The 21,631-nt window shown below is 43.4% G+C and carries 19 protein-coding genes and 2 rRNA genes (1 of these 21 running past the window's edge); 9 read left to right on the top strand and 12 right to left on the bottom strand.

The window, feature by feature from the left end:
- Positions 1-152 precede the first annotated feature (152 nt).
- Positions 153-761, bottom strand: coding sequence for an HTH-type transcriptional repressor FabR (fabR, locus tag GDK41_RS01085; protein WP_152084678.1), 609 nt, complete (start codon positions 759-761; stop codon positions 153-155).
- A gap of 107 nt (positions 762-868) precedes the next feature.
- On the opposite strand from fabR, the gene GDK41_RS01080 reads away from it, so the two are divergent.
- Positions 869-2,014 (top strand): acyl-CoA desaturase, encoded by a 1,146-nt coding sequence (locus GDK41_RS01080; RefSeq protein ID WP_152084677.1) that lies wholly within the window; start codon positions 869-871, stop codon positions 2,012-2,014.
- A gap of 37 nt (positions 2,015-2,051) precedes the next feature.
- Complete coding sequence (gene sthA / locus GDK41_RS01075) at positions 2,052-3,494, top strand: Si-specific NAD(P)(+) transhydrogenase (RefSeq protein WP_152084676.1); 1,443 nt, start codon at positions 2,052-2,054, stop codon at positions 3,492-3,494.
- A 58-nt stretch (positions 3,495-3,552) separates the two neighbouring features.
- On the opposite strand, the gene GDK41_RS01070 is transcribed toward sthA, so the two are convergent.
- Together GDK41_RS01070 and GDK41_RS01065 are read right to left on the bottom strand one after the other, a co-directional pair.
- Positions 3,553-4,800, bottom strand: a complete 1,248-nt coding sequence (locus tag GDK41_RS01070; protein ID WP_152084675.1) for a hypothetical protein — start codon at positions 4,798-4,800, stop codon at positions 3,553-3,555.
- Positions 4,778-5,416, bottom strand: coding sequence for a methylamine utilization protein (locus tag GDK41_RS01065; RefSeq protein WP_152084674.1), 639 nt, complete (start codon positions 5,414-5,416; stop codon positions 4,778-4,780). Before GDK41_RS01065 ends, GDK41_RS01070 begins: the two co-directional genes overlap by 23 nt.
- Positions 5,417-5,603: 187 nt before the next feature.
- Between GDK41_RS01065 and GDK41_RS01060 the strand changes: the two genes are divergently transcribed.
- Positions 5,604-7,646: a glycoside hydrolase family 97 protein gene (locus GDK41_RS01060; protein WP_152084673.1), complete on the top strand. Its 2,043-nt coding sequence runs from the start codon at positions 5,604-5,606 to the stop codon at positions 7,644-7,646.
- Positions 7,647-7,892: 246 nt separating this feature from the next.
- Positions 7,893-8,564 carry a DUF1707 SHOCT-like domain-containing protein gene (locus tag GDK41_RS01055; protein WP_152084672.1) on the top strand — a complete coding sequence of 224 codons (672 nt, stop codon included), beginning with the start codon at positions 7,893-7,895 and terminating at the stop codon, positions 8,562-8,564.
- Positions 8,565-8,597: 33 nt separating this feature from the next.
- On the opposite strand, the gene GDK41_RS01050 is transcribed toward GDK41_RS01055, so the two are convergent.
- Together GDK41_RS01050 and GDK41_RS01045 are read right to left on the bottom strand one after the other, a co-directional pair.
- Complete coding sequence (locus GDK41_RS01050; protein ID WP_152084671.1) at positions 8,598-9,119, bottom strand: GNAT family N-acetyltransferase; 522 nt, start codon at positions 9,117-9,119, stop codon at positions 8,598-8,600.
- Positions 9,119-10,330 (bottom strand): MFS transporter, encoded by a 1,212-nt coding sequence (locus tag GDK41_RS01045; RefSeq protein WP_152084670.1) that lies wholly within the window; start codon positions 10,328-10,330, stop codon positions 9,119-9,121. The genes GDK41_RS01050 and GDK41_RS01045 overlap by 1 nt, the downstream gene beginning before the upstream one ends.
- Positions 10,331-10,429: 99 nt before the next feature.
- Here GDK41_RS01045 and GDK41_RS01040 point away from each other — a divergent pair, with 99 nt between their 5' ends.
- Positions 10,430-11,320: a LysR family transcriptional regulator gene (locus GDK41_RS01040; protein WP_152084669.1), complete on the top strand. Its 891-nt coding sequence runs from the start codon at positions 10,430-10,432 to the stop codon at positions 11,318-11,320.
- Between the two features lie 16 nt (positions 11,321-11,336).
- On the opposite strand, the gene GDK41_RS01035 is transcribed toward GDK41_RS01040, so the two are convergent.
- On the bottom strand, positions 11,337-12,530 hold the full coding sequence (locus GDK41_RS01035; RefSeq protein WP_152084668.1) for an MFS transporter: 1,194 nt from the start codon (positions 12,528-12,530) through the stop codon (positions 11,337-11,339).
- A gap of 76 nt (positions 12,531-12,606) precedes the next feature.
- Here GDK41_RS01035 and GDK41_RS01030 point away from each other — a divergent pair, with 76 nt between their 5' ends.
- Positions 12,607-13,413: an AraC family transcriptional regulator gene (locus GDK41_RS01030; protein WP_152084667.1), complete on the top strand. Its 807-nt coding sequence runs from the start codon at positions 12,607-12,609 to the stop codon at positions 13,411-13,413.
- Between the two features lie 109 nt (positions 13,414-13,522).
- On the top strand, positions 13,523-14,263 hold the full coding sequence (locus GDK41_RS01025; RefSeq protein ID WP_152084666.1) for a substrate-binding periplasmic protein: 741 nt from the start codon (positions 13,523-13,525) through the stop codon (positions 14,261-14,263).
- A gap of 70 nt (positions 14,264-14,333) precedes the next feature.
- Here the strand turns inward: GDK41_RS01025 and GDK41_RS01020 are convergent, their stop codons facing one another.
- The gene (locus GDK41_RS01020; protein WP_152084665.1) at positions 14,334-15,227 is read right to left on the bottom strand and encodes a bifunctional GNAT family N-acetyltransferase/hotdog fold thioesterase; all 894 of its coding nucleotides are present in this window, start codon (positions 15,225-15,227) and stop codon (positions 14,334-14,336) included.
- Positions 15,228-15,385: 158 nt separating this feature from the next.
- Here GDK41_RS01020 and GDK41_RS01015 point away from each other — a divergent pair, with 158 nt between their 5' ends.
- Entirely contained in the window at positions 15,386-16,075 is a 690-nt protein-coding gene (locus GDK41_RS01015; protein WP_152084664.1) for a spermidine synthase, read from the top strand.
- On the opposite strand, the gene dtd is transcribed toward GDK41_RS01015, so the two are convergent.
- The 3 genes from dtd to GDK41_RS01000 form a co-directional block, all read right to left on the bottom strand.
- The gene (dtd, locus tag GDK41_RS01010) at positions 16,072-16,509 is read right to left on the bottom strand and encodes a D-aminoacyl-tRNA deacylase (protein WP_152084663.1); all 438 of its coding nucleotides are present in this window, start codon (positions 16,507-16,509) and stop codon (positions 16,072-16,074) included. The two genes, GDK41_RS01015 and dtd, sit on opposite strands and share 4 nt — an antisense overlap.
- A gap of 76 nt (positions 16,510-16,585) precedes the next feature.
- Complete coding sequence (locus GDK41_RS01005; RefSeq protein WP_232056498.1) at positions 16,586-17,530, bottom strand: alpha/beta fold hydrolase; 945 nt, start codon at positions 17,528-17,530, stop codon at positions 16,586-16,588.
- A gap of 9 nt (positions 17,531-17,539) precedes the next feature.
- A complete protein-coding gene (locus GDK41_RS01000; protein WP_152084662.1) occupies positions 17,540-18,436 on the bottom strand; it encodes a virulence factor BrkB family protein in 897 nt (298 codons plus the stop codon).
- An 85-nt stretch (positions 18,437-18,521) separates the two neighbouring features.
- On the opposite strand from GDK41_RS01000, the gene GDK41_RS00995 reads away from it, so the two are divergent.
- On the top strand, positions 18,522-19,166 hold the full coding sequence (locus GDK41_RS00995; RefSeq protein ID WP_152084661.1) for a DUF2959 domain-containing protein: 645 nt from the start codon (positions 18,522-18,524) through the stop codon (positions 19,164-19,166).
- 189 nt (positions 19,167-19,355) lie between these two features.
- Here the strand turns inward: GDK41_RS00995 and rrf are convergent.
- Positions 19,356-19,470: ribosomal RNA gene (rrf, locus tag GDK41_RS00990) — 5S ribosomal RNA — on the bottom strand.
- 191 nt (positions 19,471-19,661) lie between these two features.
- A 23S ribosomal RNA gene (locus GDK41_RS00985) occupies positions 19,662-21,631 on the bottom strand (it continues 915 nt past the right edge of the window).

The following is a 21,631-nucleotide window of genomic DNA, read 5'->3' as shown; positions in this document are numbered from 1 at the left end:
TCACTGATTAATCGGGTACAAATATAGTAAAAATGGGTGATTTTTAGCATTAAAACACTAGAAATAAATCGCAACAAGCTGCCCTTTAGTGGCTAAAAGGCAACATTTTCTCACTTCATTGACTGAATAAATAAGAATGTTGGCACATCACTTTATGACTGTGCCCCATAGTGGTTGGCACCGCGCGCGATATAACGCAACTGCCAAATTAACCTTTCTGTGAGTTCTGCTCTTTGCTGAGCATCTTGATCTAACGCTTCTGCACCCGCATTAAAAACCAACGTAACCATGGCTTCTGCTTGCATGTAAGCATGGTTTTTATCACAAGGTGTTTCACTTTCGAGATAATGTGCAAGTTCGAGAATGAAATGTTTAATCTCTCTGGCAACCGCGGCTCTAAAGGCTTTAGAAGTACCTGAACGCTCCCTCAGTAGTAATCTAAACTGGTTGCTTGAAGTATCAATAAATTCCATAAAAGTTTCAACGGAGGTGATGATCACACTGCCACCACTGGCGATTCGTCTGCGCGCTTGGCGCATCAATTGACGCAGGGTTAAACCTGCTTCATCTACCATGGTTAACCCAAGCTCATTCATATCTTTAAAATGTCGATAAAATGAGGTGGGTGCAATTCCAGCCTCTCGTGCAACTTCACGTAAGCTAAGGTTAGAAAAACTGTGTTCTGCACTAAGTTGATTGAATGCAGCTTCAATCAATGCTTGCCTTGTTTTTTGTTTTTGTTGTGCGCGAACACCCGACATCCTCTACTCCAATCGCAATTTTTTCAAACGATCTCAAGTCTAATACTTGACGGCAGCAGAATGAAATATTATTTTAGCTTACAAGTGTACGCTGAAATTAACAAATCATGAAAAAACCACCCATTATTTGGACCAATGTCATATTTTTTAGTCTGTCATTCTTGGCAGCCATCACACTCGTTCCTTGGTACGGCTTTACCTATGGATTTACCGCAACTCACTGGATTGCATTTGTGTGTTGTATGTTCTTTGCTGGCTTATCAATTACCGCAGGCTATCACCGACTCTGGGCGCACAAAGCATATGACGCCCACCCTGCCGTTCAATGGGTATTTGCCATTGGAGGGGCCTTTGCCCTGCAAAACAGCGCACTACATTGGAGTAGTGACCATCGCGTTCACCATGGACAGGTTGACGATCCCGTCAAAGATCCATACGCCGCAACTAATGGGTTTTGGTACAGTCATATAGGGTGGATGCTTAGAGATTATCAAGGTGAGAGTTACAGTAATTATAACAATGCGCGCGACTTACAACGTAACAAGATAGTGATGTTTCAGCATCGCCATTATCTAAAGCTGGTTTTACTCACCAATATTGGTATTCCACTCATGCTAGGCCTGCTATTTTCTAATAGTGTGTCGGAAATCATTGGTATGCTACTGTTAGCTGGGGTGCTTAGATTGGTACTAAGCCAGCATTTCACCTTTTTTATCAACTCACTAGCACACATCTGGGGCTCTCGCCCTTATACCGAAAAAAACACCGCGCGTGATAATGGCTTTTTAGCGCTGTTCACTTATGGCGAAGGCTACCATAATTTTCACCATATTTTTGCCAGTGACTATCGTAATGGTATTCGATGGTACCACTATGATCCGACTAAATGGATCATTCGAGCAATGGCCGCTGTTGGACTTGCGTCTAAACTTAAGCGCACGCCGATTGAGCGAATTGAAAAGGCCAAAGCAGAAACTTTACTCCTAAAAACAAAAGTACGTCTTGCAAAATTGCCTTTAGCGCAAGATAAGCTTACATTGTTACATCAAGAGTATGAATTGCTTCTGAAAAAGCTCCAGACCTTTTGTGGTGTACAAAAGCAATTAATTGAAGCAAGAAAAGACTCCATGCTTGAGCACTGTGAAAAGTCCGCCTTAATGAAGCAATATCAAGAATTGGAAGCGGCTTGGCAAACTCAAAAACAAGCGTGGTTAGCATTAAATGCGAGGCTGCTAAAACCGTCTTTTAGCTAACACTTTAGCGGCCTCTAAAATAGAATGAGGAGAGGCCGTGGCTAAGCCAAAAAGTAAACCAGCAGCGACGACAGAAGCTGCTGACACATATCAATACGATGCAATTATCATTGGCACGGGCCCCGGGGGTGAAGGGGCGGCTATGAACTTATCTAAAAGCCAAAAAAAAGTCGCTGTTATTGAAAGGCAACAAGCCGTAGGCGGTGGATGCGTACACTGGGGAACAATCCCCTCGAAAGCACTCCGTCACTCCGTGAGTCGATTAATTGAGTACAAGGCTAACCCTTTATACCGATTTACTGAAAAGCCACAGCGACATACATTTCAAGATATTTTGAACCATGCTAGTACCGTGATTTCAAAACAGTCAAACCTGCGTAGTAGCTTTTATGAACGTAATCGGATCCATTTGTATCAAGGCAATGCCAGCTTTGTTGATCAGCACACCATAAAGGTCGAGCATATCGATGGCTCTCAAGAGCTGATCACCGCGCACACCATCGTTATTGCTACTGGGTCTCGTCCATATCGGCCACCAGAAGTAGACTTTGCTCACCCACGTATTTACGACAGTGACACCATTTTAAGCTTAAAGCACAATCCACAACGCGTATTGATCTACGGTGCGGGTGTAATTGGCTGTGAATATGCATCTATTTTTAAAGGCTTAGGCGCAAAAGTTGACTTAGTAAATACCCGCGACCGCTTACTAGCATTCATGGATGCTGAGATATCTGATGCGCTCAGCTATCACTTTTGGAATAGTGGTATTGTTATTCGTCATAATGAAGACTTTGCTCGCGTAGAAACCCGAGATGATTGTGTGATCTTGCATTTAAAATCGGGCAAACGTGTTAAAGCCGACTGTATTTTATTCGCTAATGGACGCACAGGTAACACTGATGACCTGAACTTAGCAGCCATCGGCTTACAGGCAGATGGTCGCGGGCAATTAAAAGTAAACGAAAACTACCAAACCGACGTTAAAAATGTGTATGCGGTTGGTGATGTCATTGGTTACCCCAGTTTAGCCAGTGCGGCATTCGATCAAGGCCGTATTGCTGCAGATGCAATTGCCCATGGCGAATGTGCAGACAAGTTGATCATCGATATTCCTGCGGGCATTTATACCATCCCAGAAATGAGCTCAGTTGGTAAAACAGAGCAACAACTTACAGCTGCAAAAATTCCCTATGAAGTGGGCCGTGCACAATTTAAGCACCTGGCTCGCGCTCAGATCACAGGCACGGAAGTTGGTAGCCTAAAATTACTATTTCACGCTGAGACAAAAGAACTGCTTGGGGTGCATTGCTTTGGAGAAAGAGCCTCCGAAATTGTACATATCGGCCAAGCCATTATGGAGCAAAAAGGGCCTGGTAATAATGTTGAGTACTTCGTCAACACCACTTTTAATTACCCAACTATGGCTGAGGCATACCGAGTCGCAGCGTTAAATGGCTTAAATCGCCTATGTGATTAGTAATTAAAGCGCCTTATTGACTAATGCCGTTCACTTAAGGTGAACGGCATTGGCTTTTTTAAAACTTGTACTGAGCAGTGATGCGCCATACTTGCTCATCTAGGCCTAGCGCTCTGCCGACTGCCAAACGCGCATCAGCTTCATAATCAATAAGCTGTAATTCTGCACCCAATTGCCATTTATCTGACAGTGACTTTTGTATATTCATTGTCAAACCTTTGCTAAAACTGGCATTTTCATCAAACTGCCAAGCGTCTTTATCTATCACTTTAGATTGCTCTGCTCTTAGGCTAAATCGATAATCATCAAAGGTGTGGCTAACCATAGCAAACCAACTGTAAAAGTCATTATCGACACCGCGTGTTGGGCCCATTGCCGTGTTTCCTAACATCGCCTGCATGATAAGCTGAGTTTGTGTATTAAACTTTGTCCGCCATGCTAGACTCCAAAACTTGGTATCCCATGCGTACTGCTTAGTGACATAGTTGATAGCCGCAGGATCGCCATTATTGTCATACCAATAAAAGCGCACAGAGTGACGCTTTAAGTAGCTCCAATGCGCGCCTAAATAATAGCCAAAACGGCCATCCACTTCGGTGAATGGTTCTACATATTGCCCTTGACGTCTCAATTGTGGCCAAGTCAGAGATTTTAATGGCGCAAACCCGATACGCTCATTAAAAACAGATTGCCTATCATGTGGCACAAAACCGCGCCACGCAACTAAAGTACCGGCAGGATCATTTCCTTTAAATAAAGCGCCGATAACACTTAAATCGTGCTTAGAGCGAAACCGACGTGCGGCTCGTTTAAGTTCAAACTCTGCACCAAAGGCACGTACTTCTTCTCCCAGCCATGCATTCAAGCCAGAATAGTGATAAGTGTACGGCGATGACCATCCAAGCGCGGGGTTTTCTAACGACATACGAGGGTAAAACCCACCAAACCGAGCACTTAATTGGTAACCCTGCGCCAAGGGCTGATATTGCACATAGGCTTCGGTTAATCCAATTTTATCATTTGGATCTGGAACATATTGTGCTACTGCGTGCGCTGACCATGCTGAACTCAAGTCCAGCCGAGTACTGAGGGCAAAGCGACTGATATTTAAACGCTGATGGTCATCAGAAAAGCGCACAACTCCCCAGCCTTGTTGGTGCCACGCTGGCATATCATTGGTATTGGTTAAAGAAACATCCAACGCGCCCTTAAACTGTGCAGACACACCTTGCGCAGCCACACAGGGGCTTATCATCAGTGCACTGACAAATAGCCTTATATACTTACTCGTAATCATCCGTTTCATCACTAAGGAACTCCAATTTTTCGAGCAAAGGTTGTTTGATCTGATATTGCATGACCTGAGAAACTTGAACGATAGTTAAAGGCTCACTTTCTGGCATATTCAAGTTTTCAAATCGCTCATGCCAGACGTTCAATTGTGCATTACCGACCTGCGAACTATCTATAGCAAAAGAGACCTTACCATTGTTGTTAGTCAGCCCATAAACACCAGAGTCAACCACAATGATATACCCAAGCATCCAATCATGAATGTTACAACCCAGTTCTATCACGCCTGTTTGTTCAAACTGTACCGGTGCAAGAGGTTTATCCCTATACAGTTTTAACTCAAATGACTTTGCTTGAGAAAATGAGTATACATGATGCAAAATCGAGTCTAGGTTAGGAAAATCTACTTGGCTATCGTTTGGTACAATTAAGATATGCGGAGTAAACGCCCTATTTTTTTGCCCCATACTGTATAACCGCTGCTTTTGTGATGGGCTAGCTTGCCAATTTTTGCCGGTCAACCACACTGCAGCCCCAGCAACAGGCTCACCTTGTGCGTCAGTGATGGTTATTTCCAGCGCCTGTGTTGCACTGCTCAATAATCCAAGCAACAAGAGTATTTTTTTCATCCAGCATTCCTTACATGTGCTTTGCTGATCAGTATAGAGCAAGCTTGCTAACTATGTGACTTCCTAGTTAGACCAGAGGTGCACTCTAACTCTTTCAACATGAATACGTATGCAGATATTTCCGAGTTTTGGGGTTGGGGCAGTATGCTAGTAAAACACCACTTATGACAACAAATTAGGTAACATCATGCGCTTAATCAGCACTCTAACACTGTGTGGCAGTTTGTTTTGTGCAGCAACGCAAGCAGCAAGCTACTCGGTCAGCTCTCCCGATGGCAACATCAAGTTCACAGTTGATGACAACCACGCTCAACCTCAGTATCAGGTTACGTTTAACAATAAGCCATTACTAAACGGGTCTAAATTGGGCTTTGAGTTTCAGCGCGCCGCACCAATGAAAGACAACATCGAAATTTCGACATCAACCACCAGCAAGCATCATAGCACTTGGCAACAACCTTGGGGCGAAACACGTATCATTGAAGATTCACACAATGAATTAGAAGTTAAGCTGCGTGATAAAAACAACAAAGAATCAGCCTATATACTGCGTGTTAGAGTATTTAATGATGGTCTAGGCTTTCGCTATGAAGTAAATAAAAACAATGCATTATACATCACCAAAGAACTCACTGAGTTTAATTTTGCAACGAGTGAAAGTAGCACAGCATGGTGGATCCCAGCACGAGGCTGGAACCGTTATGAATACACCTACAACACCACCAGCTTACACGATGCAGCACACGTACACACTCCCTTCACACTAAAAAATGCTGATGGCGTGCACATTAGCGTGCATGAAGCTGCACTCGTTGACTATGCAGCAATGACTTTAAATCAACGCCGTCCAGGCACTTTTATAGCTGACTTAACACCTTGGTCTGATGGTATAAAAGTTAAAACCAATGGGCAATTTAAAACGCCATGGAGAACCTTGCAGATAGGCGATAAAGCCACTGACTTGCTCAACTCTCATCTCATTTTAAACCTAAATGAGCCCAATAAATTAGCAGATACGTCATGGATCGAGCCTGGTAAATATTTGGGTATTTGGTGGGGTATGCATATCGGCAAAAATACCTGGGGCAGTGGTGAAAAACATGGCGCCACTACCGAACGCACTAAAGAATACTTGAGCTTTGCGGCAAAGCATGGATTCGATGGCGTATTAGTTGAAGGCTGGAATACTGGATGGGACGGTGACTGGTTCTATAACGGCGATGTGTTTAGCTTCACTCAAACCTATCCAGATTTTGATATTGCAGCCATTAGTGAGCATGGCAAAAAAGTCGGGGCGCGCCTTATTGGCCATCACGAGACATCTGGTAATGTCAGCAACTATCGCAACCAAATGGATGATGCATTTAAACTATACCAACAAGTTGGTGTGCGCCAGGTCAAAACTGGCTATGTTGCTGATGGTGGCAACATCAAACGTATAGACGAGCGAGGCATCCCTCGCTTTGAATGGCATGATGGTCAATTCATGGTCAACGAATATCTAGATAACGTAAAGCGTGCATCCAAGTATCAAATTAGTATTAATAGTCACGAACCCATCAAAGATACCGGATTGCGCCGCACATATCCAAACTGGTTAAGCCGTGAGGGGGCAAGAGGTCAAGAGTTTAATGCTTGGGGTACACCACCCAACCCTCCAGAGCATACGCCAATGTTGGCGTTTACGCGTATGCTAGCAGGGCCAATGGATTTTACACCCGGAATTTTTGACATGGGCTTCAATGGCTTGGGCGATAAAACTAACCGCCCTCAAACCACATTAGCTAAGCAGCTAGCTTTATATGTTGTGCTATATAGCCCTATTCAAATGGCAGCAGATCTGCCGAACAATTACCTCGCCAAAGCTGATGCCTTTCAGTTTATCAAAGATGTCCCCACTGACTGGGAGCACAGTCTCGCTCTGTTGGGGGAGGTGGGTGATTACGTGGTGTTTGCTAGAAAAGAAAGACAGCGAGGAAAATACCCTGGCAACGACTGGTATCTAGGAGCCATAACCGATGAGCAAGCCCGAACAATAACAGTGCCACTAAGCTTTTTAGAAGAAAATAAAAAATTCGAAGCACAAATATACCAAGACGGTAAAAATGCTGAGTGGAAAAATAACCCATATGATATACAAATCAGCAAACGCATTGTTACGGCAAAAGATACATTAACTTTGAAGTTGGCTACCAGCGGTGGTACAGCCATTCGATTTAAAGCACTGTAATACTTGAACAATCAAGGTCGATACCTGCGGGTATCGACCTATCCTGTCAATAATCACACCTCGCATCCTGTCGTTCTTGCTGTTATAACTACATATAATTGGTGAAATTGCCTACTCTTTGGTACTTATCACCATCTATCAACCCAACACTAAAACATAAGTATCTGATAAAAAACAATTTAAATCATGGCCCGGTCATTGCTAGTACATGTAAAATGATGATTATTGCACTATAGGGAGAGTAAAATGCCAGTACCCACTAAAGATAGACCTGTTGATGCCGTCAGAGAAGAAGTGATCGATCAACTTATCCTTAACTACAGTCATGGCGAAATATCAGCAGATGCCTTTGAACGTCGTTTAGACAAGGCGTATAGCATAGATGATGCAGAGCAACTTCAAGCTTTAGCAGCCGACTTACCGCTTCAATCTGATCCGCGCTATCACAGTGAAAAGCAAGCGAGAATGCAACCAAAATTTACCGCCTCGACTGATCATCCTGATACACTCAGCATCACCTCAATTTTAAGCGCTGATCAACGCAGCGGCGAGTGGGTTGTTCCTAAGCATATAAAACTAAATAACTATCTGGGTAGCATAGAGTTAGATTTTAGAAATGCAGTGTTTACGCACCCAGAGGTAACCATAGAAATAAACTGTATCAGTGGCAGTGATGAAATTATTGTCCCTGACAACATTGACGTCATCACTAGCACCACAAATATCCTAGGCCATGTGAGCAATAACCGTGTAGGGCTCTCATCAAATACTCATACCGCCCAACGTCCCAAACTTTATATTCAAGGTAAAGTAATTTTAGGCTCCGTTGATATTAGCGTTAAACAAACTATGCAAGAAAAGGTTAAGCAGTTTGCACATAGCCTAAAATCGCTATTTGATGAAGGAAAACACTCATAACTTATGCGTGTATCCTCGTTCAGCCTCTGAGCTCTAATTTCGACACAAACCGTAATAATAGGCATCTGCGCGCGCATTTCCTAATTTGATATGACTGCGCAAGTGCCCCTCTCTTTGCATTCCTAGCTTTTCCATTAACTTCCATGATGCCGTATTTTCAGTGGCGCATAGCGCAGTAACTTTCATTACGGGCAATTGTTCAAATAGCGTTTTAACGAATGCATCAACCGCCTCAAACGCATACCCTTGACCAATATAATCTTTATGTAATCTATACCCTATTTCACCAATTAAGCTCTCCTTATTGACATATTTAAACATCAATTCGCCTATCAGCTTACCACCCTCTTGCAAAGTAATTGCCAGCGCTAAACGTTGATGTTCGTGCGCTAACCATGGTTTACAACCTTCTAATAACCGTGTTTTTGCTTGCTCAAAGGTAACGGGATCACCTATATAGCGAGAGGTTTGCGCACAACTACGATGCTCATAGCTAGCTTGTAAGTCATCTGGTGTGACTAAACGAATTGCAAGTCTTGCTGTACTAAATTGCATTAGCGACTCCTTTTTTTAATTTTTACTGTTTGCTTTAAATGCTGGCAATAAACGCTCGCTTGTTCTTGCTCTATAAACAAGGTTCCCCAAGCCCATATCAGCAACGCAGCTACAGCCCAGATAAGCCAAGCGATATCACTGGGCACATTTATAAAGTAGGTATTAAGAGCCACTGCCAGTAACGTAAATAGCAGTAACTCGATAGCACCAATTAGCGCATTGGCAGTACCAGCCTGAGAAGGGAAAAGCCTACTCACAAGGCGCATATACAAAGAAAAGTAACCGCCAAAAACAATCATTACCAATGCATATCCAAACAACGCAGTAACCAACGTGAATGGTAAAATCAAAAAACAGCTACCGCTTATCAGCAATAAAGGCCAAAAAAGCGCAAGTGTTTTGCCCACACCACACCGACTTTGAAAATACTTAGTCAGCATAGCGCCCACTAATAACCCAACCATAGGTAACATCATAAACTGGCCAAAATCACTTTGCGTCATGGCAAATTGTGACTGTAATACAAATGGGTAGTACAGTTGGATAGTTAAATATATGAAAGTGGGTCCCCATTTAAATAACGCAACCGCGATAAATTGTGGCGCAAACAACAGCAAACTATAACGCTCTAGCAGCTGCCTTGGGTGCAATGAAATAGGCGCTTGATACAGTTTGCTGCGAGGCAACAGCTTTAATCCAATCAAAGCGACAAGAAACACATAACCCGCTAATGACCAAGCAACAGCTTGCCAACTTGACCACTGCCCCAAAGCCCCCCCTAAATAAGGTGACAATATCGCGATACCACTCGCAGCCATTGCTAAACTGTTTATGGCGCTTTGTAAATACTTGCCTTGGTATACAACACCCAGCAAGGTTCTGCTTATTAGCAGTGGTGCTGCAGCCCCCAACCCTTGAAGCACTCGGCCTAAAGCAAACCACGCCACATTGTTTGCCATCGCACATAACACACACCCCAAGACAAACAGCGACTGGCCAATAATAAAGACTTGCCTATCACCATACTTATCTCGCAGTGGGCCAACAACCAATTGTGATATCCCTAAACATAGGAAGTACCCAGTGATCATCATTTGACTTTGCCCAATACTGAGTGCCAGTTGACTGGCAATCTGGGGCAACACCGGCAAAAATATTTGGCTCGCTAATTGAGAGCAAGACAAAAGTAACACTGCCACCCATACCATCATTATATCCACTCAACAAACAATGAGCCGTTAATATAGGCTTTACTTTAATGATTAAAAAGCATGTAATTGGAATAACATTACATCCTAACAAGAACTAATATGGATTGGTTAACAGCAGCCAAAAGCTTTGTACTGATTGCAGAACAAGCAAGTTTTACACAGGCTGCCCAGCAGCTTGGTATTTCATCATCTGCAGTGAGCAAGCGCATTGATTGGCTAGAAAGACAACTAGGTACCAGTTTGCTCATTCGTACAACAAGACAAGTTACTTTAAGTGAGTCTGGGCAAGTGTTTCTACCCAAAGCTCGGGCATTACTGGCGCAGTTTGAGTCTGTTATGACACACACTCAAGAAATGAATCAAATTCCTACTGGCACATTGAAAATTGCCGCTACCTTAGCGGTGGGTAATAGTATCTTAATGCCGAGTATCCAGAGCTTTTTGGCCACTTATCCAGAGATCAGTATCCAGCTAAATGTGCTCGCCCCTGGTGCCCCGCCGGATTTGCATCATGATTTAGTTATCACTCGCCACTATGACGAGTTTGACTCTATTGCCCATAAAGGGTGTAGCTTATTAACATATCAAATGAGTCTATTTGCGTCCCCTAGCTACTTACTGCAACATCCCAACATTGATAAATTAGAGGACTTGGCTGGTCATAACATGCTGCTGAGCAGCTATTATCAACAAAAAGGTCATATTGTTTTAAATGATGGAAGCAAATTTGATTTCACACATTATAACTTCGTGTCTGACCACTTAGATGTGATGCTAGAGGCAGCAGAACAAGGTATGGGATTAATTTTTATATCACCAAGTTACCTTACAAAACAGCTCGACGCAGGTACGTTAGTACCCGTTTTACCTGCCATTCAATCTGCTAAAAAGCAGTTATGGGCATACTACCCAAAAAGTGCTTTTACGCCTCTAAAAACTCGCATGTTTATTGATCATTTAAAACAGCGATTGAGCTCTATGCAAACCTGACGCCTCTATATTTGTTTTAGCTTATATGTTGCTCTGCAATTGGCAACTGAGCTTGCCTACGCTGTAAGTGCCAGCCAATGAATTGACTTAAAATTAGCGAACATGCAGCTAATCCAGCGCCAAAGTAAAACACCAAGGAATTGTCGTAAAGCCATACGATGCCAAAACTTGCTGGAATAATAACGGCTGCAATATGATTGATTGTAAAGCTAACACCCGCTGTGGAGGCGATATCTTCAGGTCTGGCTATTTTCTGAAAATATGTTTTCAAAGCAATTGCCATGGCAAAAAACAGATGATCAACAACGTAAAGCACCGCCGCCAAATCAGCTGATTCAACAAGCGCATAACCAGTAAATACCAGTATGAGCCCTGTATATTCTATCGTTAGTGCCTTTTGCTCTCCAATTCTACCGATCATTTTGCCAATCGCTGGCGCAGCAAAAATATTGATCACATGATTGAGCATATATAGCAGTGTAATTTGAGCCACATCAAAGCCAAACTTTTCAACCATTAAAAAGCCAGCGAACACCATAAAAATTTGTCTGCGTGCACCAGAAAAGAACAACAGCAAATAATACAAACTGTATTCTTTGCGTAGTATGAGCTTTTTGTGTTGCGTGCTTTTTGCTTCAAAGTGCGGAAATGCACTGATCATAAACAACGTCAGTAGTAAGCCCACTCCACCCAGAACAAGATATAACCACTCGTAGCTTTTCGTTAAAAAAGTGACACACAGCCAGATCAAGGCAAATGTGACCAGTGAAGCCATAGACTTTATTGATAAGAGCTGCCCTAGTTTATGGGCCGCTTCCTCTTTATTAAACCATTGCAAACTTAATGATTGATTAAGCGTTTCAAAATAGTGAAAGCCAATCGACATCAGTACTGTTGTTGCATATAAACCATAAATTGTGGGAAAAAAACCAGTGATCGCAACCCCCACTGACAGCAAGCATAAACTGACTAAGGCAAATGTTTGTTCTTTTAAAACCAACAAGATAAAGACAGCTGTGAAAGCTAAAAAGCCAGGGATCTCTCTTAACGATTGCAACATTCCCATATTGGCCCCTGTAAACTGAGCAGCCTCTATGGCAAAGTTATTTAGCAATGCAGTCCAAGCTGCGAATGTGACGGCCATCACAATAGTTGCTAAAGTCAAAAAACCAAAGGGGGTTTTCCATTTTTGATTAGGTATCTCTTCCATTGTCTCTCCAATAAGCACATTGATTGTATATGCTGCTCATTGTATGCTCACTTTGACATGACCAAAATGTAACACTATGACAGAAAGTTTATCAGATCAGACAACATCTAAATGGGTAAGTATAAGAACGCGATTCAATTTAAAGGCGCTTGGCAAACCCGTTTACCCTAGGGCAAGCAGCATGCCGCCTTGGCAGCATGTACAAACTCACCAACATACATGGGGGCAACTTGCCTACACCAGTAATGGAGTAATGAGTATTAGTACACCTGCTGGTAATTTTGTTATTCCTCCCAATCAGGCGCTTTGGCTACCGCCACACTTACCTCACGAAACGTTTTGCCGCTACGGTGGACACTTTCGAAGTGTATACATTGATGATGAATATGTAGACGTGTTAGGTCACAAAGCCAAACTTCTGCATGTAGACGAGCTGCTCAAAGCGATTATTTTAGAAATATGTCAATGGGATCCTAACTATACACCTGATGAAAAAAAACGACGCTTTATCGACGTTTTTATAGACAGACTTGAGTCAGCGCCAACCAGCGCCTTTTTTATGCCAACCGCTCAAGACTCTCGGTTACTACCCATAATAAGCGAGCTTTATGCCAACCCTGGTTGCAATAAAACATTGCAACAGTGGGGTGAAGAAGTTGGAGCCTCAACTCGAACACTAAATCGTCTATTCAATAAAAGTTTTACGATGAACTTCAGTCAGTGGAAACAAAAACTAAGAGGGCTTCGGGCAGTCGAAATGATTGAAGCTGGTTACAGCCAACAAATCATCGCTGAGCAACTTGGCTTTGAGTCAAGCTCAGCCTTTAATACCGCCTTTAAAAAAGTGTTTAACTGCACCCCTGGACAATATTTACGAAAATAAAGTGGCTGCCTAATCAAGGCCACAAGACGAGCTGTCATTTATCTACATCATCGCCTAAAGTTAAAGCATTACAATAATAAACATCTATTTATTACTTCGAGGATTAGTAATGAGAGTATGGCTGTTAATGTTCCTCATTTTCAATACCAGTGTTTTTGCTAAAACTATCAAAGTGGCAGCCATCGATTGGTGTCCACAAATATGCCCAAAACAAACAGAAAAAGGCTATGTAATAGATTTAGTCGAAGAAATTTATCGCAATTCAGATTATCAACTCAAAATAGACTACTTCCCTTGGTCAAGAGCAATTAAATATGTGCTCGCAGGTAAGTACCATGCCCTTCTGGCACCAGCAAAAGCAGAAGCGCCGCAATTACGCTACCCCAATACTGCGGTTGGGCAGCAAGAAATGTGTTTTTTTACCACTGCAGACAATCAATGGCAGTATCGGGGTGTTGATTCACTCAATAAAATGCAAATAGGTATTGCGATTGACACTTCCATTGAGGAGCTAAACCAATATGTGTCAAACCACACTGAGCAGTTTGTCTTCCAGCCATATCATGAAAGGTACATTAAACAGAGCGCGCAAATGCTATCCAAAAAACGTATCGATGCATTCTTGTTTACCAAAAACTCAACGCGCTATGAGCTTAAACAGGCAAATATGTGGCATGACTATAAACTAGCAGGCTGTGTGAGTAGAACAGAAATATTCATGGCCTTTACACCTGCGACAAAAAACCAACATAGTATTGACGCTATGATGCAAACCTTCGATACCCGAGCAGCGCAACTCAATTCCCAACGCCTGATCCAGCAATTACTAACGAAGTATAACTTACAATAAATAGTGAGCGATTTACTCCTGCAAGCACTCACTATTTGCTACTAAAAGCGAGTGTTCACTCGCTTCTCATTCATTTTACGACAACAAATGTCCCATCAAATGTCGCAACCAATACATCGCCATCATAGACCTTCACAGGCACATAGTACTTGGCCTTACCTTGGCTTGTGACTTCATCGAGTACACCTTTACAATCGGCTATAGACACCGTTGCACTCGGTGCCGTAGTGAGAGGTTTTAAGTATTTAATATTCGCATCGGCGAGGACGATATTTCCTTCAAGGTTCCGCTCTTTGAGTGCCAAATACGTTGCGCCCCATCCTGTTAACGTGGCCATACTATAAATTGAACCCGCGAACATAGAATTATGAAGGTTTAAATTTGCTTTTAGATCTGCGCGAGTTGAAAACTGCCAGTCGGTATAGCTTTCAACTTTTATTCCCATAGCGTCACTGATCGGAATCGATTCTCGCCATGTGTTTTGTAAAACTTGCGTCCAATCTGGGTGGCGAAACCAGCCTGGTTCTGTTGGTTTTTGTTTTACCATCTTCCAGTGTTGGATATCGTTATAAGCAAGATGTGCTTTTTCAACCATCTGATAGCCATGTCGTTCATAAAAAGCCAATGCCCGCTCCCGAGCAAATAACACAAGTTCTTCAGCGTTTTGTCGCCAAGCGCTCTTCTCTAGCTCATGTAATAAACGGCTTCCTAAATGCTGACCTCTGTGCTGTTCTGATACCGCCATGTAGCGAACTTGTGCTTGCTGTTGATTATTAAAGTGCAAACGCGCAACCGCCAACACCTCTCCTTCATTATTTTTGATGTACAAATGCTCAGATTCTTGCTCTAAATCATCCTGCTCAGAGCCCCTAGGTTGCCCCCAAGGGGCACGGAGTACCTGCCAACGCAATTGATAATAAGCTTGCCAGTCTTCACTACTTTGAGGTGAGCTAACCTTAAACATATGTACTCCTGTTATTCATTTTTCGTGCTGATGAATCATAAACCATACAAGAAATCTTAGTATCTGAACATACTCTACTGGCAGAAGCCGATTTAAGAGTGTAAAAAATACCACACAAAATGTGCACAATTTAAAACCTAAGCTATGCTCATGTTACTATGCATAATTTTGTAACTGCAAGCGGCACGATCGCCAACCAGTTTGTCCAGCAAAGCCATCAGTTAGGGCATCTGCTTTATTGGCACAAACACGGCGATGTCAGTATTCAGGTAAGACAGGACAAAACTCTGCGCTGGTTGCTGATCAATAACACCTTACAATCTGTGGTGGAGAGAAACCACCCAGAGCACCTCCTTTTTCCTCATTTACAAGTACTTGAAAAAATATGGCGCGATCTACCATCGCCAAAAAATGTGTTAGAGCTAGGCCTTGGAGGGGGCGCTATTAGAGACTATCTGCATGTAACTTATCCAGATTGTAAAGTCCTTTCTGTAGATAATAACCCAGACATCGTTCATTGTTATAAAAAATACTTTAGTACTGAACAAGGTTGCAATGTCGCGTGCATGAATGCCGATACCGCACTTTCAGGCAAAAAAAGCTATGACTGGATCATCTTAGACCTATTTAGTGAACTAGACGCACCACTTTTTTTATATCAACACCCATTTTACCAACTATTACGCGCCGCACTTAATGCCAATGGCTGGCTATTCATTAACTTTCTATGTGAGCATGCATCTCAAAAGCAGCATCTAGAACATTTACTCATCACTAATTTTGGCAAAAAGCCACATATAGAAACTGTTACAGATTACGCAAATCATATTATTGCTATTAAACGCTAAACAGTCAGATTGAACGTAACAGGCCCATCGTTGCATAATGTTACTTGCATATCAGCAGCAAACTCTCCTGTTGCAACCGGTAGGCCAGACTCTTTTGCTTGCGCAACAAATAACTCATATAAATGCCTCGCTTGCTCTGGTGTGGCCGCTGATGAAAAGCTGGGACGCATGCCTTTTCTTGTATCAGCAGCTAACGTAAATTGTGATACCACCAACATCTGCCCTGAAATATCCCTAAGGCTCAGATTCATTTTACCTTCTGTATCGGTAAAAATACGGTAGTTACTGATCTTGTGCAGTAGCTTGGTAACATGACCTACATCGTCATTTTTTTCAACACCTAACAACACCAGTATGCCCGTGCCAATCTCACCAACAATTCGGCCATCTACTTCAACTTTCGCCTGCGACACCCTCTGTATAAGACCTTGCACTCACTTCCCCTTTATTTCCAACAACAAAGTGCACAACTATAGGGGAATGACCAGATAATCGCTAGCTATCATATAATTAAGTGTGTAATTTACAGGCGAGTAAATCCGCTGCCCGTCGTATCGCTTCAAAGTAAGCGTCATTAGCACCGCTGTGCCCCAAGCCATCCAATATATATAACTGTGCGTTTAGTTCTTCAGCGAGCCTTTGCACCGGCGCAAATCGGCAAACAAGGTCATGACGTCCATGAATAAACCAACTAGGTATGCCTCTTAGAGCATCTGGCGCTATATCTAAACCTTTGAGCTGTGAAAATATTTCAGGGCTAAAGTAATGACACATCAGTTTTGCTTGTTGGGTAATACAACTTGGTTGCTCTAAGTGATAGCGACTGAGCGATGCAGCCATTGTGACCTGTCTATCCCAGTCATGCCAATGCTGTGCAGCCTTATGCTGTAACAACTCGTCTTGGCTAAACAAAGCGTCTCTATAATAAGCTAAAATGTCGTGTTCACAGCTGAGCCCTTGACTAAATGCGCTGTAACTTTCCGGATAAAACTGTGCTCCCGCTCCTTGTGTTGAATAAAGCCACCTCAAATCATCGTCTGTTGCTAAAAAGCTTGCCCACAAAATTAACCCTCTAACTCGTTCAGGATATAGATGAGCAAACAACAAACTTAAAGTAGCCCCCCACGAGCCGCCAGCTAAAACAGATTGTTTAATTTCTAAATGATCTAATAAGCTCACGATATCACTGACCAGATGTTTTGGTGTGTTGTTATCAAGCTCCAGTGGTGTGGAGCCGCCACAGCCCCTTTGACTGAACAAAATTATACGATAACGTTGTGGGTTAAAGTACTGTGCTGAATCACGACTGAGCCCACATCCTGGACCGCCATGATTAACGATGACGGGTAAACCATCGGCTTTTCCATATTCTTCTACATAGATTTGATGACCATCACCTACGGCAAAATGAAATTGACGGGATACTTCTCCAACTCGATAACCTTGTGCCATCATGACACCTCTTTAACTGGAAATATTTTGCTCCTCACTTTGTTCATCTAGCTCATTGAACCAAGAATCGTGTTCACTCAAGCACACAGTAAACTCTGCCCCTAAGAGTACAACTACCCATGATAAGTAGACCCAGACAAACAAAATCGGCACGGTTGCTAACGCCCCGTAAATCACTTCGTAAGATGGAAAGTGACTGATATAAGCAGCGAAGCCTTTTTTTGACAATTCAAATAGCATTGCAGCAAATAATGCACCTGGCACCGCGGCACGAAACGATACTCGAGTGTTAGGCACTAAAGTATAGAGCATAATAAAGCCAGCCATAGAAATTGCGTAAGGCAACAGTTTCAACAAAAAGCCACTGAAGCCGGGGATCCCTTGATCAGCGAACGATACTAATGAAACAATATACGAGGTTACACCAATACTCGCTCCTAACAGAACAGGGCCTAATGTAAGTACCATCCAATAGATTGCAAACGAGATCATTAATGGTCGCTTTTTTTCGACTCGCCAAATGCGATTAAGGGCAGCATCAACATTGCGTATCAGCAGCAAAGCAATGCTCGCAAGAAAACCAATTCCCACAGCTGTCATTTGATTAGCGTTACCTGTGAATGCGCTTATATGTGATTTAATGCTGTCTGTAGATGTTGGTACAAAGTTATTAAAAATAAAGTTCTCTATCGCCAGTCGCGTATCTTCAAAACCAGGAAACGCTGAAAATATAGCCACACCGACAGCTATTAAAGGCACAAGAGATAACAATGTTACATATGCTAGATAACCCGCATTAATAGTGATCTGATCTTCAATACAGCGAGAGAAATAACATCGCCACCATCTAGGTTGCATCACTATTATTTGTTTAATTTTGTCTGGCCAAACTTCAAACTGAAAATTCATAATTGCTTAATTTCTCGAAACACTTTGCACATCATAGCAATCAGTTACATAATTTACAGCATGATGGATATTAAATAGGCTTAATATGAAACACTTTACACTTGTGACAACATTCGTCTGCATGCTCTCTGGTTGTCAAACAGCATACTACTCAGCTATGGAGAAAGTAGGCATACACAAACGCGAAATACTAGTTGATAGAGTTGAAGCGACAAAAGAATCACAGCAAGAGTCGCAACAAGAGTTTCAATCAGCCCTTGAAAGGCTCAGTACACTCATCAATTTTGATGGAGGCGAGTTACAATCAGCCTATGAGCAATTAAATGATGACTATGAAGCAAGCTTAGCATCGGCAGAAGAAGTCAGTGTAAATATTAATAAAGTTGAAGATGTTGCACAGGCCCTTTTTGATGAGTGGCAAGACGAATTGACACAATATTCTAGTGATAAACTCAAGCGTGAAAGTGAAAAGAAGTTAAAACAAACACAGCGTCAGTTTGACAGATTGCTAAGGTCAATGCGCAGCAGTGAAAGCAAGATGCAGCCGGTGCTCGCGTCATTAAAAGACAATGTTTTGTATCTAAAACATAACCTAAATGCCCAAGCTATCGCAGCGATCAGAGGCGAATTCAAAAACCTACAAACAGATATTAAAACACTCATTGATGATATGAACCGCTCCATTGCAGATTCTAATAAGTTTATTGAACAAATGAACAGTAATAAATAATTAATGTGTAAAGGGCTAACGACATCGAACTCAGTGAGATTGCTTCCTTTGCGCAAGGTAAAATGGGCCAGTTTGTCGAATGCCAATGAGCTCACCTCAAATGTTGGATGGCGCTGCGCTTATCAAAACCTATAAACCCCAAACGCAAAAAAGCCCGACTCTTTCGAATCGGGCTTTCTCTAATTAGGTGCTTGGCGATGTTCTACTTTCACATGGCAGCTGCCACACTATCATCGACGCTGTTTCGTTTCACTTCTGAGTTCGGCATGGGGTCAGGTGGTTCCAAAACGCTATGTTCACCAAGCAAATTCTTAGTGCAAATGTTTAATGACATCGTGCATCGCACGAGCATTCCATTTGCGCAAGGTGAATCAATTTCGCGATACCGCTTCGTCGTTCACCTTGTTTAATTCTTAAATTCGGAAATTCTGATAATTCGTAAAACACTACTCTAGTAATACTAACTTCTAACGTGCAAAACCACTTTGGCGTTGTATGGTTAAGCCTCACGGGTAATTAGTACTGGTTAGCTTAACATGTCACCATGCTTCCACACCCAGCCTATCAACGTTGTAGTCTTCAACGGCCCTTCAGTTAACTTAAAGTTAAAGTGAGAACTCATCTCGAGGCTCGCTTCCCGCTTAGATGCTTTCAGCGGTTATCGATTCCGAACGTAGCTACCGGGCAATGCAATTGGCATCACAACCCGAACACCAGCGGTTCGTCCACTCCGGTCCTCTCGTACTAGGAGCAGCCCCTCTCAATTCTCAAACGCCCACGGCAGATAGGGACCGAACTGTCTCACGACGTTCTAAACCCAGCTCGCGTACCACTTTAAATGGCGAACAGCCATACCCTTGGGACCGACTTCAGCCCCAGGATGTGATGAGCCGACATCGAGGTGCCAAACACCGCCGTCGATATGAACTCTTGGGCGGTATCAGCCTGTTATCCCCGGAGTACCTTTTATCCGTTGAGCGATGGCCCTTCCATTCAGAACCACCGGATCACTATGACCTACTTTCGTACCTGCTCGACGTGTCTGTCTCGCAGTTAAGCTGGCTTCTACCATTACACTAACCGTACGATGTCCGACCGTACTTAGCCAACCTTCGTGCTCCTCCGTTACTCTTTGGGAGGAGACCGCCCCAGTCAAACTACCCACCAGGCACTGTCCTCAATCCCGATAAGGGACCTAAGTTAGAACATCAACACTACAAGGGTGGTATTTCAAGGTCGGCTCCACACAAACTAGCGTCTGTGCTTCAAAGCCTCCCACCTATCCTACACATGTAGGGTCAATGTTCAGTGCCAAGCTGTAGTAAAGGTTCACGGGGTCTTTCCGTCTAGCCGCGGGTACACAGCATCTTCACTGCGATTTCAATTTCACTGAGTCTCGGGTGGAGACAGCGTGGCCATGGTTACACCATTCGTGCAGGTCGGAACTTACCCGACAAGGAATTTCGCTACCTTAGGACCGTTATAGTTACGGCCGCCGTTTACCGGGGCTTCGATCAAGAGCTTCGACCTAAGTCTAACCCCATCAATTAACCTTCCGGCACCGGGCAGGTGTCACACCGTATACGTCATCTTACGATTTTGCACAGTGCTGTGTTTTTAATAAACAGTCCCAGCCACCTGGTCACTGCGGCTGACTTCAGCTCCAAGCGCGAAGCTCTTCACCTAATGTCAGCGTACCTTCTCCCGAAGTTACGGTACGATTTTGCCTAGTTCCTTCACCCGAGTTCTCTCAAGCGCCTTAGTATTCTCTACCTGACCACCTGTGTCGGTTTGGGGTACGATTCGAAATAATCTGAAGCTTAGAGGCTTTTCCTGGAAGTAGGGCATCAGTAACTTCACCACCGTAGTGGCTCGTCTCGTGTCTCAGCCTTAGCAACCCGGATTTTCCTAAGTCGCCAGCCTACACACTTTCACATGGACAACCAACGCCATGCTTACTTAGCCTGCTCCGTCCCCCCATCGCAATTATTCCAAGTACGGGAATATTAACCCGTTTCCCATCGACTACGCTCTTCAGCCTCGCCTTAGGGGTCGACTTACCCTACCCTGATTAACATGGGATAGGAACCCTTGGTCTTCCGGCGTGCGGGTTTTTCACCCGCATTATCGTTACTCATGTCAGCATTCGCACTTCTGATACGTCCAGCATACCTCCCGGTACACCTTCAACCGCTTACAGAACGCTCCCCTACCCCGCGAACAAAGTTCGCAGCCGCAGCTTCGGTGGTATGTTTAGCCCCGTTACATCTTCCGCGCAGGCCGACTCGACTAGTGAGCTATTACGCTTTCTTTAAAGGGTGGCTGCTTCTAAGCCAACCTCCTAGCTGTTTTAGCCTTCCCACATCGTTTCCCACTTAACATACACTTTGGGACCTTAGCTGGCGGTCTGGGTTGTTTCCCTCTTCACGACGGACGTTAGCACCCGCCGTGTGTCTCCCGGATAT

It is taken from the genome of Pseudoalteromonas sp. A25 (assembly GCF_009176705.1).
In the GTDB taxonomy this organism is placed as follows: Bacteria; Pseudomonadota; Gammaproteobacteria; order Enterobacterales; family Alteromonadaceae; genus Pseudoalteromonas.
This window is presented reverse-complemented; position numbering and strand designations above follow the sequence as displayed.

What these genes read in the sequence shown, in the direction of transcription:
- GDK41_RS00995 (WP_152084661.1), top strand. Translation starts at nt 18,522, where the DNA reads ATGAAACACTTTACACTTGTGACAACATTCGTCTGCATGCTCTCTGGT.
- GDK41_RS01025 (WP_152084666.1), top strand. Translation starts at nt 13,523, where the DNA reads ATGAGAGTATGGCTGTTAATGTTCCTCATTTTCAATACCAGTGTTTTT.
- GDK41_RS01050 (WP_152084671.1), bottom strand. Translation starts at nt 9,119, where the DNA reads ATGCAATTTAGTACAGCAAGACTTGCAATTCGTTTAGTCACACCAGAT.
- GDK41_RS01040 (WP_152084669.1), top strand. Translation starts at nt 10,430, where the DNA reads ATGGATTGGTTAACAGCAGCCAAAAGCTTTGTACTGATTGCAGAACAA.
- GDK41_RS01070 (WP_152084675.1), bottom strand. Translation starts at nt 4,800, where the DNA reads ATGAAACGGATGATTACGAGTAAGTATATAAGGCTATTTGTCAGTGCA.
- GDK41_RS01035 (WP_152084668.1), bottom strand. Translation starts at nt 12,530, where the DNA reads ATGGAAGAGATACCTAATCAAAAATGGAAAACCCCCTTTGGTTTTTTG.
- GDK41_RS01055 (WP_152084672.1), top strand. Translation starts at nt 7,893, where the DNA reads ATGCCAGTACCCACTAAAGATAGACCTGTTGATGCCGTCAGAGAAGAA.
- GDK41_RS01065 (WP_152084674.1), bottom strand. Translation starts at nt 5,416, where the DNA reads ATGAAAAAAATACTCTTGTTGCTTGGATTATTGAGCAGTGCAACACAG.
- GDK41_RS01030 (WP_152084667.1), top strand. Translation starts at nt 12,607, where the DNA reads ATGACAGAAAGTTTATCAGATCAGACAACATCTAAATGGGTAAGTATA.
- GDK41_RS01005 (WP_232056498.1), bottom strand. Translation starts at nt 17,530, where the DNA reads ATGATGGCACAAGGTTATCGAGTTGGAGAAGTATCCCGTCAATTTCAT.
- fabR (WP_152084678.1), bottom strand. Translation starts at nt 761, where the DNA reads ATGTCGGGTGTTCGCGCACAACAAAAACAAAAAACAAGGCAAGCATTG.
- GDK41_RS01015 (WP_152084664.1), top strand. Translation starts at nt 15,386, where the DNA reads ATGCATAATTTTGTAACTGCAAGCGGCACGATCGCCAACCAGTTTGTC.
- GDK41_RS01045 (WP_152084670.1), bottom strand. Translation starts at nt 10,330, where the DNA reads ATGATGGTATGGGTGGCAGTGTTACTTTTGTCTTGCTCTCAATTAGCG.
- GDK41_RS01080 (WP_152084677.1), top strand. Translation starts at nt 869, where the DNA reads ATGAAAAAACCACCCATTATTTGGACCAATGTCATATTTTTTAGTCTG.
- GDK41_RS01020 (WP_152084665.1), bottom strand. Translation starts at nt 15,227, where the DNA reads ATGTTTAAGGTTAGCTCACCTCAAAGTAGTGAAGACTGGCAAGCTTAT.
- GDK41_RS01060 (WP_152084673.1), top strand. Translation starts at nt 5,604, where the DNA reads ATGCGCTTAATCAGCACTCTAACACTGTGTGGCAGTTTGTTTTGTGCA.
- GDK41_RS01000 (WP_152084662.1), bottom strand. Translation starts at nt 18,436, where the DNA reads ATGAATTTTCAGTTTGAAGTTTGGCCAGACAAAATTAAACAAATAATA.